This window comes from Streptomyces sp. NPDC048481 (genome assembly GCF_043200075.1).
GTDB lineage: Bacteria > Actinomycetota > Actinomycetes > Streptomycetales > Streptomycetaceae > Streptomyces.
In genome coordinates this window covers 73,746-89,712 of the sequence record NZ_JBICXC010000001.1, presented here as the reverse complement: position 1 = coordinate 89,712, position 15,967 = coordinate 73,746, and the positions used below count along the sequence as shown (strand labels likewise).

The 15,967-nt window shown below is 72.5% G+C and carries 13 protein-coding genes; 1 reads left to right on the top strand and 12 read right to left on the bottom strand.

Annotated features, from left to right (window positions below):
* Positions 1-98: 98 nt before the first annotated feature.
* The 3 genes from ACGFSH_RS00330 to ACGFSH_RS00320 all read right to left on the bottom strand — a co-directional run bounded on the left by ACGFSH_RS00330 (position 99) and on the right by ACGFSH_RS00320 (position 3,210).
* Positions 99-1,775 carry a beta-N-acetylhexosaminidase gene (locus tag ACGFSH_RS00330; RefSeq protein WP_393343439.1) on the bottom strand — a complete coding sequence of 559 codons (1,677 nt, stop codon included), beginning with the start codon at positions 1,773-1,775 and terminating at the stop codon, positions 99-101.
* 476 nt (positions 1,776-2,251) lie between these two features.
* Positions 2,252-2,551, bottom strand: a complete 300-nt coding sequence (locus ACGFSH_RS00325) for a DUF3039 domain-containing protein (protein WP_069773379.1) — start codon at positions 2,549-2,551, stop codon at positions 2,252-2,254.
* A gap of 86 nt (positions 2,552-2,637) precedes the next feature.
* The gene (locus tag ACGFSH_RS00320; RefSeq protein WP_256908918.1) at positions 2,638-3,210 is read right to left on the bottom strand and encodes a YqgE/AlgH family protein; all 573 of its coding nucleotides are present in this window, start codon (positions 3,208-3,210) and stop codon (positions 2,638-2,640) included.
* A gap of 289 nt (positions 3,211-3,499) precedes the next feature.
* Between ACGFSH_RS00320 and murA the strand changes: the two genes are divergently transcribed.
* Positions 3,500-4,846, top strand: coding sequence for a UDP-N-acetylglucosamine 1-carboxyvinyltransferase (gene murA, locus ACGFSH_RS00315; protein WP_256908909.1), 1,347 nt, complete (start codon positions 3,500-3,502; stop codon positions 4,844-4,846).
* 91 nt (positions 4,847-4,937) lie between these two features.
* On the opposite strand, the gene ACGFSH_RS00310 is transcribed toward murA, so the two are convergent.
* The 9 genes from ACGFSH_RS00310 to ACGFSH_RS00270 form a co-directional block, all read right to left on the bottom strand.
* Entirely contained in the window at positions 4,938-5,219 is a 282-nt protein-coding gene (locus ACGFSH_RS00310) for an HU family DNA-binding protein (protein ID WP_086770499.1), read from the bottom strand.
* Positions 5,220-5,517: 298 nt separating this feature from the next.
* Positions 5,518-6,936 (bottom strand): NAD-dependent malic enzyme, encoded by a 1,419-nt coding sequence (locus ACGFSH_RS00305; RefSeq protein WP_393343436.1) that lies wholly within the window; start codon positions 6,934-6,936, stop codon positions 5,518-5,520.
* A 340-nt stretch (positions 6,937-7,276) separates the two neighbouring features.
* Positions 7,277-9,685, bottom strand: a complete 2,409-nt coding sequence (locus ACGFSH_RS00300; RefSeq protein ID WP_393343434.1) for a HelD family protein — start codon at positions 9,683-9,685, stop codon at positions 7,277-7,279.
* A 69-nt stretch (positions 9,686-9,754) separates the two neighbouring features.
* Positions 9,755-10,537: an anti-sigma factor family protein gene (locus ACGFSH_RS00295; RefSeq protein ID WP_393343432.1), complete on the bottom strand. Its 783-nt coding sequence runs from the start codon at positions 10,535-10,537 to the stop codon at positions 9,755-9,757.
* 50 nt (positions 10,538-10,587) lie between these two features.
* The gene (locus ACGFSH_RS00290; protein ID WP_010039908.1) at positions 10,588-11,109 is read right to left on the bottom strand and encodes a sigma-70 family RNA polymerase sigma factor; all 522 of its coding nucleotides are present in this window, start codon (positions 11,107-11,109) and stop codon (positions 10,588-10,590) included.
* A 350-nt stretch (positions 11,110-11,459) separates the two neighbouring features.
* Positions 11,460-12,053, bottom strand: coding sequence for a CGNR zinc finger domain-containing protein (locus ACGFSH_RS00285; protein ID WP_393343430.1), 594 nt, complete (start codon positions 12,051-12,053; stop codon positions 11,460-11,462).
* Between the two features lie 100 nt (positions 12,054-12,153).
* On the bottom strand, positions 12,154-13,329 hold the full coding sequence (locus ACGFSH_RS00280; RefSeq protein ID WP_329410476.1) for a uroporphyrinogen-III synthase: 1,176 nt from the start codon (positions 13,327-13,329) through the stop codon (positions 12,154-12,156).
* Between the two features lie 99 nt (positions 13,330-13,428).
* The gene (locus tag ACGFSH_RS00275; protein ID WP_393343428.1) at positions 13,429-14,835 is read right to left on the bottom strand and encodes a nitrate/nitrite transporter; all 1,407 of its coding nucleotides are present in this window, start codon (positions 14,833-14,835) and stop codon (positions 13,429-13,431) included.
* A gap of 160 nt (positions 14,836-14,995) precedes the next feature.
* Positions 14,996-15,919, bottom strand: coding sequence for a hypothetical protein (locus tag ACGFSH_RS00270; protein WP_393343426.1), 924 nt, complete (start codon positions 15,917-15,919; stop codon positions 14,996-14,998).
* Between the last annotated feature and the right edge of the window lie 48 nt (positions 15,920-15,967).

The following is a 15,967-nucleotide window of genomic DNA, read 5'->3' as shown; positions in this document are numbered from 1 at the left end:
AGACGGTCCGTTTTCTCACGGCATCGCCGCTGTGCGCGAATTGCCACTCTTCGGTGACCCTGCCGGGGTTTCTCCCGCACGCGCGTGGGCGGACGGCGTCACCGGTTCGGGGGCGGCCCGTCGATCGGACGCCCGAGGACGCCGGGACGCCGCTGCCACGGCCGGGGCCCGGACGGCGGACGGTAGCCGACCCCCAGGGCGTCGAGCCGCCCGTAGTGGCCCGCCATGCGCCGCTCGAAGCCGGCGAAGTCGCGCTCGGCCGGTGCGGGCAGACCGCTCCAGACGACCTCGGCGAAGGCGGCGAGCCGGGGGAACGCCTGGTAGTCCACGCGCGCGTGGTCCTCCGTCGCCTCGGTCCACAGGTTGGCCTGCGCGCCCAGGACGTGCCGCGCCTGCGCGGGCGTCAGCTCGGACGGAACGGGTTCGAAGCGGTAGACGTCCTCCAGGGTGCGCACGTAGCCGATCGGCACGGGCTCGTCCGGGCCGTCGTGCTGGCGGTGGTCGAGGTACACGTGCTGCTCGGGGCACATCACGACGTCGTGCCCGGCCCGCGCGGCGGCGATCCCGCCGGAGCGCCCCCGCCAGGACGACACGGCCGCCCCCGGCGCGAGGCCGCCCTCCAGGATCTCGTCCCAGCCGATGAGGCGGCGCCCGCGCGCGGAGAGCCACCGGTCGAAGTGGCCGATGAACCAGGACTGCAACTCGTCCTCGTCGGCGAGCCCGAGTTCCCTCATGCGCGCCTGCGCGGCCGGCGAGGCCCGCCACTCGTCCTTGAGGCATTCGTCGCCGCCCACGTGGACGAACTCCGACGGGAACAGCTCCAGCACCTCCTCGAACACCCCCTCGTAGAAGCGCAGGGTGTCCTCGGTGGGGGCGAGGACGTGCGGGCTGATGCCCCAGGTGTCCCACACGGCGAGTCCGCCGCCCTCCTCCGCTCGCGCCGAGGGGACGTCGGTGTTGCCGAGTTCCGGATACGCGGCGATCGCTGCCTGCGAGTGACCGGGCACGTCGATTTCCGGGACGACGGTGATATGCCGTTCGGCGGCGTACGCGACGATCTCCCGGATGTCGTCCTGGGTGTAGAAACCGCCGTGCGGCCTCTCGTCCCACAGGGGCGAGGCACGATGGCCGAATTTCGTGCGCGGGCGCCAGGACCCGATCGCGGTCAGCCGGGGATGCCTGCGGATCTCCACGCGCCAGCCCTGGTCGTCCGTCAGATGGAAGTGGAAGACGTTGAGTTTGTGCGCGGCCATCAGGTCCAGATAGCGCAGGACGCCTTCCTTGGGCATGAAGTGCCGGGCCACGTCGAGCAGGAGACCGCGCCAGTGGAAGCGCGGCTCGTCCTCGACGGTGATCTCCGGCAGGTCCCAGTGGCGGCCGGGGCGCACCGGAGCCCGGCGGAAGGCGTCGGGGCCGAGCAGCTGCCGCAGCGTCTGCGCCCCCCAGAAGACGCCGGCCGCGCTGCCGCCGGCGATCAGCCGGTCGGGGCCGCCCAGGGACAGCCGGTAGCCCTCGGGGGGCAGCGCCGGGTCCACGGCCAGCCTGATGCGCGACCCGCCGTGGCCGTGCCCGGGGAGGGGAAGGCCCGTCGCCGCGCCGACCGTCGCCCGCAGCCACCGCGCGACGCCCTCGGTGCCGGGGCCCGCCTCCAGCCTGGTGTCCGCGTCCAGGCGGCCGCGGACACCCGGGTCCGGGGAGTCCTGGGTGTTCCGGGCGTTCCCGGTGTCACTGGTGTCCCGGGTGACGCGCCGGGGCGCCGGAATGAGATCCATCATCAGTCCCTGACCGCTCCGTCCGGTCCGCCTGCCGGCCGTCGCTGTGCGAGTACGAAGAAACCACGAACGCAATTGCCGTGACGGTGCGGACCGCCTGCGGGGAAAGCGCGTACGCCTTGTCGGGCGCCCGCTCCCCGGCCCCGCAGAAGCGGATCGGGAGAAGTCGTGGAAACGCTTTCCCGGGCCGTTCGCGGAGCGCACGTCGAGCACAGGCGAAAACGCGTCGGCAAGGCGTCGCGAGATCCCCGGAACATGATCGGCGAGGCGGTCCGGAAGGGGAAGCGGAAGGACACGACGCGACGGTGTCCGCGACCGGGGACCGGAATGCGGCGCGGCTCCCGACCTGGGGATAACGGGCGTGTGGCCCGCCCGGCCGGGGGGTCAGAGGCGCCGAGGCGTCCGGCGCGGGCGCGGGCACGCCGAAGGCCCCCGGGCGCGTTGGAGCGCGCCCCGAGGGCCTCGGGGAAGTGAACGGGCTACTTCTTGTCGCCGCCCTTGCCCTTGTCGTCGCCGCCGCCCGCCATGGACTCGAAGATCTCCTTGCACATCGGGCACACGGGGTACTTCTTCGGGTCGCGGCCGGGCACCCAGACCTTGCCGCACAGCGCCACGACGGGCGTCCCGTCGAGGGCGCTCGCCATGATCTTGTCCTTCTGGACGTAGTGGGCGAAGCGCTCGTGGTCCCCGTCGCCGTGCGACACCTGCGGCGTCGGCTCCACGAGGGTCCCCGTCCCCGTGCCTCGCTGGGGCTGGGTCTCAGGCTCAAGAGTGCTCATGGCGCCAAGCGTACTGAAGGCGGGCCGTGATCCCCACGCGCCTCGGGCGGACGGGCCCCCGGGCGGGCGGCCCCGGGCGGGCGGCCTCAGTTGAGGGAGGCGTCGTCCGGATAGGTGGCCACCATCGCCAGTTCGCTGCGCTGGCGGCGCAGCACCTCGCGCCACAGCCGCTCGGGCGCCGGCGAGGAGACGTCGCCGGGTTCGGACTCCACGACGTACCAGGCGCCCTCCACCAGCTCGTCCTCCAGCTGGCCTGGGCCCCAGCCGGCGTATCCGGCGAAGATCCGCAGGGAGCCGAGGGCGGAGGCGAGGAGTTCCGGCGGGGCCTCCAGGTCGACCAGGCCGATCGCGCCGTGCACCCGGCGCCAGCCGAGCGGCGCCCCGTCCACGGCCGCGCCGCCGGGGATGACGGCGACCCCGAGGGCCGAGTCGAGGGACACCGGGCCGCCCTGGAAGACGACGCCCGGCTCGCCGGCCAGGTCCGCCCAGTCCTCCAGGATGTCGCTCACCCCCACCGGCGTGGGCCGGTTGAGGACGACGCCGAGGGAGCCCTCCTCGTCGTGGTCGAGGAGGAGCACCACCGCACGGTCGAAGTTCGGGTCCGCCAGGGCGGGCGTTGCCACGAGCAGCCGTCCTGTGAGCGAGGACACCTCGGTCATGCCAGACATGATCCCGCATCTTCCCGTGATGTGGGGAGCCGATGCGGGGACGAGCGTGCGGGCAGGTCGGGCGCGTGGGTGCGGTGCGGGCGCACGGGGTGGCACGGGCGGCCGGCGGTGACCCCTCGTGGCCGCCGGGAAACGGTTCGTGTTGTGACACAGCCATGACGTCCCGGGACCGCCCTCGGGCTTACGGCACAGGGGTGGACGGCGATTACTCTGTCTCCTCTGGCCCTGCCCCCACCCAACGGCCCCTGCCCCAGTCCACCATCCATGGAACGCGAGACACATGACCGTCAACGGCTCTGACGACGTACTGCTTGTCCACGGCGGAACCCCGCTCGAGGGCGAGATCCGGGTCCGCGGTGCGAAGAACCTCGTACCCAAGGCCATGGTCGCCGCCCTGCTGGGCAGTGAGCCGAGCCGGCTGCGCAACGTGCCGGACATCCGTGACGTGCGCGTCGTACGCGGCCTGCTGCAACTGCACGGGGTGACGGTCCGTCCGGGCGAGGAGCCGGGCGAGCTGGTGCTCGACCCGACCTACGTCGAGAGCGCCAACGTCGCCGACATCGATGCCCACGCGGGCTCCAGCCGCATCCCGATCCTGTTCTGCGGCCCGCTGCTGCACCGCCTCGGCCACGCCTTCATCCCGGGCCTCGGCGGCTGCGACATCGGCGGCCGGCCGATCGACTTCCACTTCGACGTGCTGCGCCAGTTCGGCGCGAAGATCGAGAAGCGGGCGGACGGCCAGTACCTGGAGGCCCCGCAGCGGCTGCGCGGCACGAAGATCGTGCTGCCGTACCCGTCGGTGGGCGCGACCGAGCAGGTGCTGCTGACGGCGGTCCTGGCGGAGGGCGTCACCGAGCTGGCGAACGCGGCGGTCGAGCCGGAGATCGAGGACCTCATCTGCGTGCTGCAGAAGATGGGCGCCATCATCGCGATGGACACCGACCGCACGATCCGCATCACCGGCGTCGACAAGCTCGGCGGCTACAACCACGCGGCGCTGTCGGACCGGCTGGAGGCCGCCTCCTGGGCGTCCGCGGCGCTGGCGACCGAGGGCGACATCTACGTCCGCGGCGCCCAGCAGCGGTCGATGATGACGTTCCTGAACACCTACCGCAAGGTGGGCGGCGCGTTCGAGATCGACGACGAGGGCATCCGCTTCTGGCACCCCGGCGGCCACCTGAAGTCCATCGCGCTGGAGACGGACGTGCACCCCGGCTTCCAGACCGACTGGCAGCAGCCGCTGGTGGTGGCCCTCACCCAGGCCACGGGCCTGTCGATCGTCCACGAGACGGTGTACGAGTCCCGGCTGGGCTTCACCTCCGCGCTCAACCAGATGGGCGCGCACATCCAGCTCTACCGGGAGTGCCTGGGCGGCTCGAACTGCCGCTTCGGCCAGCGCAACTTCCTGCACTCCGCGGTCGTGTCGGGCCCCACGAAGCTCCAGGGCGCCGATCTCGTCATCCCCGACCTGCGCGGCGGCTTCTCGTACCTGATCGCCGCCCTCGCGGCCCAGGGCACCTCGCGCGTGCACGGCATCGACCTGATCAACCGCGGCTACGAGAACTTCATGGACAAGCTCGTCGAGCTGGGTGCGAAGGTCGAGCTGCCGGGCAAGGCGCTCGGCTAGGGCTGGTCCGCCCCCGCGGCGGCACGAGAACCACGATGGGGCGGTACCCGGAGTCCGGGTACCGCCCCATCAGCGTTCTCAGCGGAGGCGCTTACTTGCCCTTGGCGGCTTCCTTGAGCTTGCTGCCCGCGGAGACCTTCACGCTGAAGCCGGCCGGGATCTGGATCGGGTCGCCGGTCTGCGGGTTGCGCGCGGTGCGAGCGGCACGGTGGGTGCGCTCGAAGGTCAGGAAGCCGGGGATGGTGACCTTCTCGTCGCCCTTGGAGACGATGTCGCCGACGACCTCGGCGAACGCGGCCAGCACTGCGTCGGCGTCCTTGCGGGTCACCTCGGCGCGGTCGGCCAGCGCGGCCACCAGCTCACTGCGGTTCATGTTGTTACTCCCGTGTTCTTCTTGCCGTTGAGGCGTGCCACGCGGCGGAGCCGCATGTGGGGCACAGCGAAGTCGATGTGCTCGCGCCCAGGGACGCATCCTGCCCCTACCTGCGGCGGGAAAGCCAATCCGGCACCCGCACTCAGGCGTGAGACAACCCATGTGTGTCACACGAAGGCGCGCCAGGCCGCAACCCTAGAGGGCCGCTCACGGCGCGAGGTTCCGCGACGCGCCGTCGCGGGGGCCGCCGTGGCGATCCTCACAGCCGCCGCGGCCCCCACAGGCCATGCCACAGAGCCTACGAGGCCGAGGCGCCCGCCGCCTTCGCGGCCTCCCGTACGGCGCCGGCCACGGCGCCCGCGACCTTGTCGTTGAAGACGCTCGGGATGATGTAGTTCGCGTTCAGCTCGTCCTCGCTCACGACGTCCGCGAGGGCCTTGGCCGCCGCGAGCATCATCTCCGTGTTGACGGTGCGGGACTGCGCGTCCAGCAGGCCGCGGAAGACGCCCGGGAAGACCAGCACGTTGTTGATCTGGTTGGGGAAGTCGGAGCGGCCGGTGGCCACGACCGCGGCCGTCCGGCGGGCGACCGCCGGGTCGACCTCCGGGTCCGGATTCGCGAGCGCGAACACGATGGCGCCCTCGGCCATGGCGGCCACGTCGTCGCCGTCGAGGACGTTCGGGGCGGAGACGCCGATGAAGACGTCCGCGCCGCGCACCGCCTGCTTCAGGGTGCCGGTGAGGCCCTCGGGGTTGGTGTTGTCCGCGATCCAGCGCAGCGCGGAGTCGGGGGCCGCGTCGAGAAGGTCCTCGCGGTCGGCGTGCACCACGCCGTGGATGTCGGCGACGACCGCGTTCTTGACGCCGGCCGCCAGCAGCAGCTTGAGGATGGCCGTGCCGGCCGCGCCCGCGCCCGACATGACGACCCGCACGTCCCCGACGCCCTTGCCCACGACACGCAGGGCGTTCGTGAGGGAGGCGAGGACGACGATCGCGGTGCCGTGCTGGTCGTCGTGGAAGACGGGGATGTCGAGGGCCTCGCGCAGCCGGGCCTCGATCTCGAAGCAGCGGGGTGCGGAGATGTCCTCCAGGTTGATGCCCGCGAAGCCGGGGGCGATGGCCTTGACGATCTCGACGATCGCGTCGGTGTCCTGGGTGTCCAGGCACAGCGGCCAGGCGTCGATGCCGGCGAACCGCTTGAAGAGGGCCGCCTTGCCCTCCATGACCGGCAGCGCGGCCTTCGGGCCGATGTTGCCCAGGCCCAGCACGGCCGAGCCGTCCGTCACTACCGCAACGGAGTTGCGCTTGATGGTGAGGCGGCGCGCGTCCTCGGGGTTCTCGGCGATCGCCATGCAGACGCGGGCCACACCCGGCGTGTAGACCATGGAGAGGTCGTCACGGTTGCGGATGGGGTGCTTGGACTGCATCTCGATCTTGCCGCCGAGGTGCATCAGGAAGGTGCGGTCGGAGACCTTGCCGAGGGTGACGCCCTCGATGTGGCGCAGCTGTTCGACGATCTCGTCGGCGTGCGCGGTCGAGGTGGCCGCGATGGTGACGTCGATGCGCAGCTTCTCGTGGCCGGAGGCGGTGACGTCGAGGCCGGTCACCGAGCCTCCGTTGGACTCGACGGCCGTGGTGAGCTGGGAGACCGCGGTTCCGCTCGCGGGCACCTCCAGCCGGACCGTCATCGAGTAGGAGACGCTGGGCGCCGTTGCCATGGCCGACTTCCTCTGCACTGCTGGATCGCGGGTTTGCCGTCCGATCGTCGCACCTACCGGCGAGTACGTGAAAGCCGCCCCTGATTGCGATCGTTTTGTTCTCGGACGGGTCCGGCCCGCACAGGGAAGAGGCCCGCGCCACCAGGTGGCGCGGGCCTCTCCGTCGTTCACGACACCGGCCCGCCATGCTCGCCTCGCGGCAAGTGGTCGCTCGTAGCGACGAAGGTTGGGCCCGGGGGCTTGGATCGAGCCGGTGTCACGTCCAGGCTAACAAACGGATGCCCGAACGCCATTCCCGTCCGCGCACTTCGTCGCGACGAATCCGGCCGGGAGCGCTCGCTCAGTCCCGCAGGAGGTCGGGCACGCCGTTCGCGTCCGGTTCGTCCCGGTCGCCCGACACCACGGTCAGCTGCTGGGTGGCCCGGGTCAGGGCGACGTACAGCACCCGCAGGCCGGCCGGGGACTCGTCCGCGATCTCCGCGGGCGAGACGACGACCGTGGCGTCGTACTCCAGGCCCTTGGCCTCCAGGCTGCCGAGGGCCACGACGCGGTCGCCGAGCCCGGCCAGCCAGCGCCTGGCCTCCTCCCGGCGGTTCATCGCGACGACGACGCCGACGGTCCCGTCGACCCGTTCGAGGAGGCGTTCGGCCTCCGCGCGCACGGTCGACGCCAGGGAGCCGCGGACGGCCGTGAACCGGGGCACGACACCCGTCGACCTGACCGCCGACGGGGACTCGGCACCCGGCATGGCCAGCGCCAGCACCCTGGCGGCCAGCTCGGCGATCTCGGCCGGGTTGCGGTAGTTCACCGTCAGCCGGAAGCGGCGCCGGGGGCGCGAGCCGAGGGCCTCGTCGCGGGCCTCGGCCGCCTCGTCGGGGTCGGACCAGGAGGACTGGGCCGGGTCCCCGACGACCGTCCAGGTGGCGTGCCGGCCGCGGCGGCCGACCATGCGCCACTGCATGGGGGTGAGGTCCTGCGCCTCGTCGACGATGACGTGCGCGTACTCGGTGCGCTCCTGGGCGAGCCGCTCGGCGCGCTCACGCTGGGTCTCCTCGCGCACCGGCATCAGCTCCTCCAGGCCGGTGAGCTGGTCCAGCGGGTCCAGCTCGCGTCTCCTGCGCGGGCGGGCCGGGGTGCCGAGGATCGCCTGGAGCTCGTCGAGCATGGCGATGTCGTGCACGGAGAGCCCGTCGCGCTTGAGGGAGCGGGCGACCTTGCGGACCTCGCCGGGGTTGAGGATGCGGCGGGCCCAGCGGCCGAGCCTGCGCTCGTCGGCCATGGCCGCCAGGACGGACCGCGGGGTCAGCTCGGGCCACCAGGCGTCGAGGAACGCGATGAACGCGTCCTCGGTGCTGACGTCCTCGTCGAAGGAGGAGCGCAGTTCGGCGGCCAGCTCGGGGTCGCTGTGCCGGCCGGCCGCGCCGGAGCGCTCCCACAGGGCGTCCAGGAGGAGCTTGCGGGCGCGCGGGCGCAGCAGGTTCACCGGGGCGGTGCCGCTGAGGGCGCTCTGCCGGACGCGGTCGAGGTCGGCGGCCTCCAGCTCCAGGCGGCGGCCGAAGGCGACGACGCGCAGGCGGGTGGGGGTGCCGGCGGGCGCGGCCGTCCCGTCGGGCGCGCCGGGCTCGTCGGACATGTCGAGGGTCGGCTGGACCGGCTGGGCCGGGCGGGTGACGCCCCGGCCGGCGTCGCCGCTCTCCAGGGCTCCGCGCGCGGCCTTGCGCAGCACCTTCAGCATCCGGTACGAGCCCTTGGCGCGGGCGACCGCCGGGGAGTCGTACAGGGTGGCCTCGGCGCCGTCGACGAGGGAGCCGAGGGCGCGGACGGCGACCTGGCCCTCCTCGCCCAGCGAGGGCAGGACGCCCTCGGTGTAGGCCACGAGCAGCGGGGTGGGCGAGACGATCAGGATGCCGCCCGCGTACCGGCGCCGGTCCTGGTAGAGCAGGTAGGCGGCCCGGTGCAGGGCGACGGCGGTCTTGCCGGTGCCCGGCCCGCCCTCGACGTAGGTCACGGAGGCGGCGGGGGCGCGGATGACCAGGTCCTGCTCGGCCTGGATGGAGGCGACGATGTCGCGCATGGTGTGGCCACGGGCCTGGCCGAGGGCGGCCATGAGGGCGCCGTCGCCGATGACGGGCAATTGCTCGCCGTCGAGGAAGGCCTTCAGCTCGGGCCGCATCAGGTCGTCCTCGACGCCGAGGACGCGCCGTCCCTTGGAGCGGATCACGCGGCGTCGCACCACGCGCCCCGGGTCGACCGGGGTGGACCGGTAGAAGGGGGCGGCCGCGGGGGCCCTCCAGTCGATGACCAGCGGCGCGTACTCGGAGTCGAGGACGCCGATCCGGCCGATGTGGAGGGTCTCGGCGATGTCGGCCGTGTCGTCGGGCCGGACCGCCCCCTCCGCGGGCTCGACGGCGGTGTAGGCGCCGTCCGCGCCCTTCTTGCCGTCCTTGCCGAGGAGCAGGTCGATCCGTCCGAAGAGGAAGTCCTCGAACTCGTTGTTCAGCCGGTTGAGGTGGACGCCGGCGCGGAACACCTGCGCGTCCCGCTCGGCGAGGGCGCCGGGCGTGCCGACCTGCCCGCGCCGTGCGGCGTCGTTCATGAGGAACTCCGCCTCGTGGATCTTCTCCTCGAGGCGTCGGTACACCCGGTCGAGGTGTTCCTGTTCGACGTTGATCTCTCGGTCCCGCACCGAATCCGGCGCGTTTTCCCGGACCGATCCGACCGCGGTCTCCTGCTGTGCCTGAACGGCCACCGGGCCCCCTTCTGACGTGCTGGGCAGCCGTCAACCGTACGCGAAGGGGGCCCGCGAAGCCATGCGCGGCTACGCGTCGATCTGGACGAGCTTCTTGCCCTCGAAGGTCATGACCTCGAAGTGGTCGATCTCGTTGGCCTTGAAGGCGGCGCCGCCCATGACGTAGAGCGGGTTCTTGGCCTGCTCGGTCTTGGCGTTCGGCAGCCCGTATCCCCACGCGGGGACCGACCAGGAGGAGACCGTCTCGCGCTCGCCGTTCTTGCCGACGGCGATGAGCGAGCACTTCTCCGGACCCGACACGTTCTTCAGCTCGACGCCGATCTCGGTGCCCCAGGTCTTCTCGCCCATGGCGACGGTCGCCGAGACCTTCGAGCCCGGGTCGGTCGCCGAGACACGGCCGGCGAGCGTGTCGAACGTCGACTTGGCGGTGTTCGCGGACTTCGTGGCGCTCGCCTCGACGCCCTTGCCCCCGTCGTCGCCGCCGGTCGCCGCGAGCACGGTGAGCGGACCGCCGATGATCAGCGCGGCCGCGGCCGCCACCAGGAAGAACGAACGGCGGCGCTTTTGCGCGCGGCGCTCGGACACCTCGTCGACCAGGCGTTCCGCGAGGCGCGGGCTGGGCCGGGCGGACAGGGAGTCGCCGATCGCGGGTGTGCCGGTGCCCGGCAGGTCCGCGAGGGCGGCCAGCATCGGTTCCATCCCGGCGAGCTCGTCGAGCTGCTGGGCGCACCACTCGCACCCGGCGAGGTGCATCTCGAAAGCGGTTGCCTCGGCGTCGTCGAGGATGCCGAGGGCGTAGGCGCCGACGGTCTCGTGTTCGCTCGGGCTCGGAGATCCCACTGACCCCTGCATGGGACCAGACATACCCGAACCACCTGCTCCGAATCCCCCGTAACTGCTCATCACGCCGTCACCCCCCGCTCCTCCAGAGCCAGCTTCATCGACCGCAGGGCGTAGAACACCCGGGAGCGCACGGTGCCACTGGGTATGCCCAGCGTCTCGGCCGCCTCGTTGACGGTACGCCCCTTGAAGTACGTCTCGACGAGCACCTCCCGGTGGGCCGGGGTCAGGTCGTCGAGCGCGTCGGACAGCGTCATCAGCCACAGCGCCTTGTCGATCTCGTCCTCCGCAGGAATGACCTCCAGCGGCGACGGGTCGACCTCCTGCGGCCGGGCCTGCCGGCTTCGGTGGCCGTCGATGACGATGCGGCGTGCGACCGTCACCAGCCAGGGGCGTACAGAACCGGTCGCTCGATTGAGCTGGCCGGCGTTCTTCCAGGCACGGATCAGCGTCTCCTGCACGACGTCCTCGGCGCGCTGGCGGTCTCCGGCAACCAGGCGCAGGACATACGCAAGCAGGGGTCCGGCATGCTCCCGATACAGAGCACGCATCAGCTCCTCGTCAGGTTCCGAGGGCTGGGACATGCGATGTCGGGCCCTCGATCCACGTTCATTGGCCACGGCCGCATCCTTGCGCACGCCCACCTCCGGTGTCCGGGGGTTCCCCCAGTCGGTCGCTCGACGACGGGTACGCAGACGGGGTGTGGAGTGTTCAAAACAAGGGGACACTTTTCTTCCGGGTGTCATGACGAGGGGGACATGGGGGCACATTCCCACCGTCTTTTCTTTACATTTCCGCCACAGCGACAAGATCGGGCGGACTGCCCGTCGACCGGCCCGGGTAAACGGTGTGTAATCGAAATCACGTCCCGGATTCCGCTCTTGCGCCGCACGAAAGCCGCATACCCGGCAGGGGGTTGTGCGCCGGCGCTCCGTCAACTGCGGGCGAGCGCCGCCCGTCTGCGGTGCCTCGCGACCCGCTCCCGGTTCCCGCAGACCTCGCTGGAGCACCAGCGCCGGCGCCGCCCCCGGGACATGTCGACGTAGACGAGGGGACAGTTGTCCCCCGCGCACTGTCTGAGTCCCGAGCGGGCCATCGGATCGGTGAGCAGCTCCACCGCGTCCCGGGCCACCGCGGCCAGCAGCGCGGCGCATCCGGGCGCTCCGTCCAACGCCCGCACGAGCGAGCCGTCTTCGCCGCGCACCGCGCGCGGGGTGGGGGGCGCGGCGCGGGCCGCCTCGTTCACCCGGGCCAGGGCGCCGTCGTGATGGGCCGGGACGCCGCCGAGGGGCGAGGAGCCGTTCTGGGCGAGCCGGCCGTGCACCAACTGGCCGACCGAGCGGCGCAGTTCCCGGAAGGCGGGCGGCCAGGCGGCGTCGGCGCGGGTGAGCGGGGTGTCCGGCGGGACGAGCCCGCAGCCGTGGATCCACGCGCACAACGCCCCGACGGAGTCCAGGCGTTCGCAGGGGTGCGCGGTCGCGAGCAGGTCGAGGCAGATCCGTCCGGCGTCGAACCGCAGCTCGTCCATGCGCGCGTCACCGCCAGCCGAGGAGCACCCTGAGTAATCCGTCCCCCTCCACAGTGCCCGGCCCCGGCCCCGACCGGAACCCCTCGATCCCGCCGACCCGTCAGGCGTCCGCGTACTTCGCGTCCGCGGCCGGGTCCAGGGCCAGGCGGTAGCCCCGCTTGACCACCGTCTGGATCAGCTTCGGCGCGCCCAGGGCCGTGCGCAGGCGGGCCATCGCCGTCTCCACGGCGTGCTCGTCGCTGCCCGAACCCGGCAGCGCCCGCAGCAGCTCCGACCGCGGCACCACCCAGCCCGGCCGCCGGGCCAGCGCCCGCAGCAACGACATCCCGGCCGGCGGCACCGGCCGCAGACACCCGTCCACCAGCACCGCCTGCCCCCGGATCTCCACCCGGCGCCCGGCGACCGGCAGCACCCGGGCCCGCCCCGGCAGCTCCTGGCACAGCAGCTGCACGAGCGGCCCGAGCCGGAACCGCTCCGGCTGGACGGTGTCCACGCCCCGCGCCTGCAACGGCAGTGCGGTCACCGGCCCGACACAGGCCGGCAGCACGTCGTGCTGCAGGGCGCGGAGCAGTTCGGGCAGCAGCCCGCGCTCCTGCGCGCGCGAGAACAGGGAGGCGGCCGCGGGGGCGCTGGTGAAGGTGATCGCGTCCAGCCCGCGCGAGACGGCCGCGTCCAGGAGCCGGTCGAGCGGCGCGATGTCCTCCGGCGGCATCCACCGGTAGACGGGCACCCCCACGACCTCCGCGCCCGCGGCCCGCAGCGACTCCACGAACCCGGGCAGCGGCTCGCCGTGCAGCTGGACGGCGACCCGGCGGCCCTCGACGCCCTCCTCCAGCAGCCGGTCGAGGACCTCCGCCATGGACTCGCTGGACGGCGACCACTGCTCCGTCAGCCCCGCGGCCCGCACCGCGCCCTTGACCTTGGGCCCGCGGGCCAGCAGCTCGACGCCGCCGAGCCGGGCGAGCAGCTGTTCGCCGAGCCCCCAGCCGTCGGCGGCCTCGACCCAGCCGCGGAAGCCGATGGCCGTGGTGGCGACCACGACGTCGGGCGCCTGGTCGATGAGGTCCTTGGTGGCGGCGAGCAGCTCGCCGTCGTCGGCGAGCGGCACGATCCGCAGGGCGGGCGCGTGCATGACGGCCGCCCCGCGTCGCTGGAGCAGCGCACCGAGCTCCTCGGCCCGGCGCGCGGCCGTCACGCCCACGGTGAAGCCCGCGAGCGGCCCGTGTTCGCCGGCGCCCCGGGGGGCGGTGGCCGGTTGCTGCTGTTCCTCGTCCATAGTTCTCGTCCCGCTAGGTTCGCGTTCCCGCCTGCGTGCCGACGAGCCTGTCAACGACGCGTGACAGGCTCGGTTCGGCTTCATGTCGCCAGTGTTACGTCACACCTCGGCATAGCTGAGCTGGGGCTTCGCCTCGGACGCCGAGCTGGACGCGGTCACCCTGCCCGCCGGGCGGCGAAGGTATACGGCCCAGGTGACGGCGAAGCAGGCCGCGTAGAAGGCGAGGAAGGCGACGAACGCGCCGGTGCCGGAGCCGTAGGAGAGGAACGACTGGCGGAACGCCAGGTTGATGGCGACGCCGCCGAGCGCGCCCACCGCGCCGATCAGCCCCATGGAGGCGCCGGACAGCCGGCGCCCGTACGCGGCGGCCTCCTCGCCCTCCAGGCCCCGGGCGACTGCCTTCGCCTGGAAGATGCCCGGGATCATCTTGTACGTCGAGCCGTTGCCGAGTCCGCTGAGCACGAACAGCACCACGAAGACGGCCACGAAGAGGGGCAGCGACTTCCGCATGCTGGCGAAGACGAGGACGGCGGTGGCCGCGCCCATGCCGACGTAGTTGTAGAGGGTGATGCGCGCGCCGCCGTACCGGTCGGCCAGCCTGCCGCCCACCGGGCGGATCAGCGAGCCCAGCAGCGGGCCGATGAAGGTGAGGTAGGCGGCCTGGAGGGGCGTCCGTCCGAACTGGTTGGTCAGGACCTGCCCGAAGGCGAAGCTGTAGCCGATGAACGAGCCGAACGTGCCCACGTAGAGGAAGGACATGATCCAGGTGTGCGCGTCCTTCGCGGCCTCGATCGCCGCGCCGGTGTCGTTCTTCAGGGTCGCCAGGTTGTCCATGTACAGCGCGGCGAGCGTGGCGGCGACGACGATCAGCGGGATGTAGATGCCGAGCAGCACCCGCGGCCCGCCGCTCGCGCCGATGACGGCGAGGGCGATCAGCTGGATGACCGGCACGCCGATGTTGCCGCCGCCCGCGTTGAGCCCCAGCGCCCACCCCTTCTTGCGGAGGGGGAAGAAGGCGTTGATGTTGGTCATGGAGGAGGCGAAGTTGCCGCCGCCGATGCCCGCGATCAGGCCGACCAGCAGGAACGTGGTGAAGGAGGTTCCCGGCTCCATCACCGCGAACGCGGCGACGCTGGGGATCAGCAGCAGCCCGGCGGAGATGATCGTCCAGTTGCGTCCGCCGAAGAGCGCGACGGCGAAGGTGTACGGCACCCGCACGACCGCGCCGACCAGGGTCACCATGGACGTCAGCAGGAACTTGTCGGCCGGGGTGAGGCCGTACTCCGGGCCCATGAAGAGCACCAGCACCGACCACATGGTCCAGATCGAGAACCCGATGTGCTCGGAGAGGACCGAGAAGAGGAGGTTGCGGCGGGCGACCTTCTCGCCCTTGTCGTTCCAGAACGCCTCGTTCTCCGGGTCCCACTCCTCGATCCAGCGGCCCCCCTTCCTCGCGGGGGACGGGGGTTCGGGGGCTGTACTCGGGGCTGTACTCGGGGCTGTCATGACGCCTCCACGTGCTCCGGGCTCTGGTGGTCCGGGGGGATGAGCGGTGATGAGTCCCGAAGGTAGGGAAAGCGCGTTTCCGCGCTGTGGCTGTGGGTGACCGGAAAGGAACGTTGCTCTCACCGTGCGGACGGGCCCGGTGAGAGGTCGCGGCCCGCGCTCAGCCCTGCGGCGGCTGCCCGTAGGGGTGGGGAGGCTGATGCGGGTACGGGGCGGCCGGGGGCTGCTGCGGGTGCGTCCGGCCCTGGGGCCGGACCTGCGGGTACGGCTGCTGGGCGGGGGGCTGCGCGTACTGCTGGGGGTACGGCTGCTGCCCGTACGGGCCGGGCCGGGGCTGGGCGTAGGGGCCCGGCTGGGGCGGCTGGGCGTAGGGGCCGGGCTGCGGGTACGACGCGGGCTGGGCGTACGGGCCGGGCGGGCCGCCGGGGACGTGGGGGGCGGGGGTCTGGGACGGCAGGCCGGTGCCGTAGGGGTTCTGGCCCTGGCTCGCGGCCATGGCCGGAGTCAGGTACCGCGCCTGCCCGTCCGCGTCGGTCACCGCGACGAACCCCGCGGCCCGCAGCCGGGCGGCCGCCTTGGCGTGGCGGCGGCGGTTGACGACGAAGCCGATGCCGCAGACGGCCAACAGGACGACCCAGACGACGAAGGAGACGACGAAGTCGTCGCCCGTGCCGCCGAGCCGCATCCCCAGGATCGCGCAGCCCGCGGTGCCGCCCAGCACGCCGTACCCCATCCGCCGCTCCGCGCTCCGGCCGGTCAGGTCGAAGGTGATGCGCGTCTTGAGGAGGGCGAAGGCGTCCGGGGCCGGCGGCGGCACGGAGACGCCGTCATGGGCGTTCGGGTACCGCGCCCAGTTCTGGGCGGCCCGCGCCCGGGCCTGCGGGCCGGGATCGGGGACGATCAGCATCTTCAGCGCGCTGTTGCCCGACCCTCCGTGCCGCACGTCCACGTACTCGTAGCCGAACTCCTGGGCCACGCACGCGAGCCGGGCCAGTTTTCTCACCGAGGCCATCGCGCTGGTCAGCTCGACGGGCCCGCCCCCCGCCACCGCCCGCAGCATGCTCCGCACCTGCCGCTTGCTCACCGGCACTCAACTCCCCCACCGGCCGGACCGTCGGACCGCCGGACCACT

Bases quoted from the DNA above. Each gene is read 5' to 3' on its own strand.
- ACGFSH_RS00295 (WP_393343432.1), bottom strand. From the start codon at position 10,537: ATGCAGGGGTCAGTGGGATCTCCGAGCCCGAGCGAACACGAGACCGTC.
- ACGFSH_RS00310 (WP_086770499.1), bottom strand. From the start codon at position 5,219: ATGAACCGCAGTGAGCTGGTGGCCGCGCTGGCCGACCGCGCCGAGGTG.
- ACGFSH_RS00320 (WP_256908918.1), bottom strand. From the start codon at position 3,210: ATGACCGAGGTGTCCTCGCTCACAGGACGGCTGCTCGTGGCAACGCCC.
- ACGFSH_RS00275 (WP_393343428.1), bottom strand. From the start codon at position 14,835: ATGACAGCCCCGAGTACAGCCCCGAGTACAGCCCCCGAACCCCCGTCC.
- ACGFSH_RS00330 (WP_393343439.1), bottom strand. From the start codon at position 1,775: ATGATGGATCTCATTCCGGCGCCCCGGCGCGTCACCCGGGACACCAGT.
- ACGFSH_RS00290 (WP_010039908.1), bottom strand. From the start codon at position 11,109: ATGTCCCAGCCCTCGGAACCTGACGAGGAGCTGATGCGTGCTCTGTAT.
- ACGFSH_RS00280 (WP_329410476.1), bottom strand. From the start codon at position 13,329: ATGGACGAGGAACAGCAGCAACCGGCCACCGCCCCCCGGGGCGCCGGC.
- murA (WP_256908909.1), top strand. From the start codon at position 3,500: ATGACCGTCAACGGCTCTGACGACGTACTGCTTGTCCACGGCGGAACC.
- ACGFSH_RS00285 (WP_393343430.1), bottom strand. From the start codon at position 12,053: ATGGACGAGCTGCGGTTCGACGCCGGACGGATCTGCCTCGACCTGCTC.
- ACGFSH_RS00325 (WP_069773379.1), bottom strand. From the start codon at position 2,551: ATGAGCACTCTTGAGCCTGAGACCCAGCCCCAGCGAGGCACGGGGACG.
- ACGFSH_RS00305 (WP_393343436.1), bottom strand. From the start codon at position 6,936: ATGGCAACGGCGCCCAGCGTCTCCTACTCGATGACGGTCCGGCTGGAG.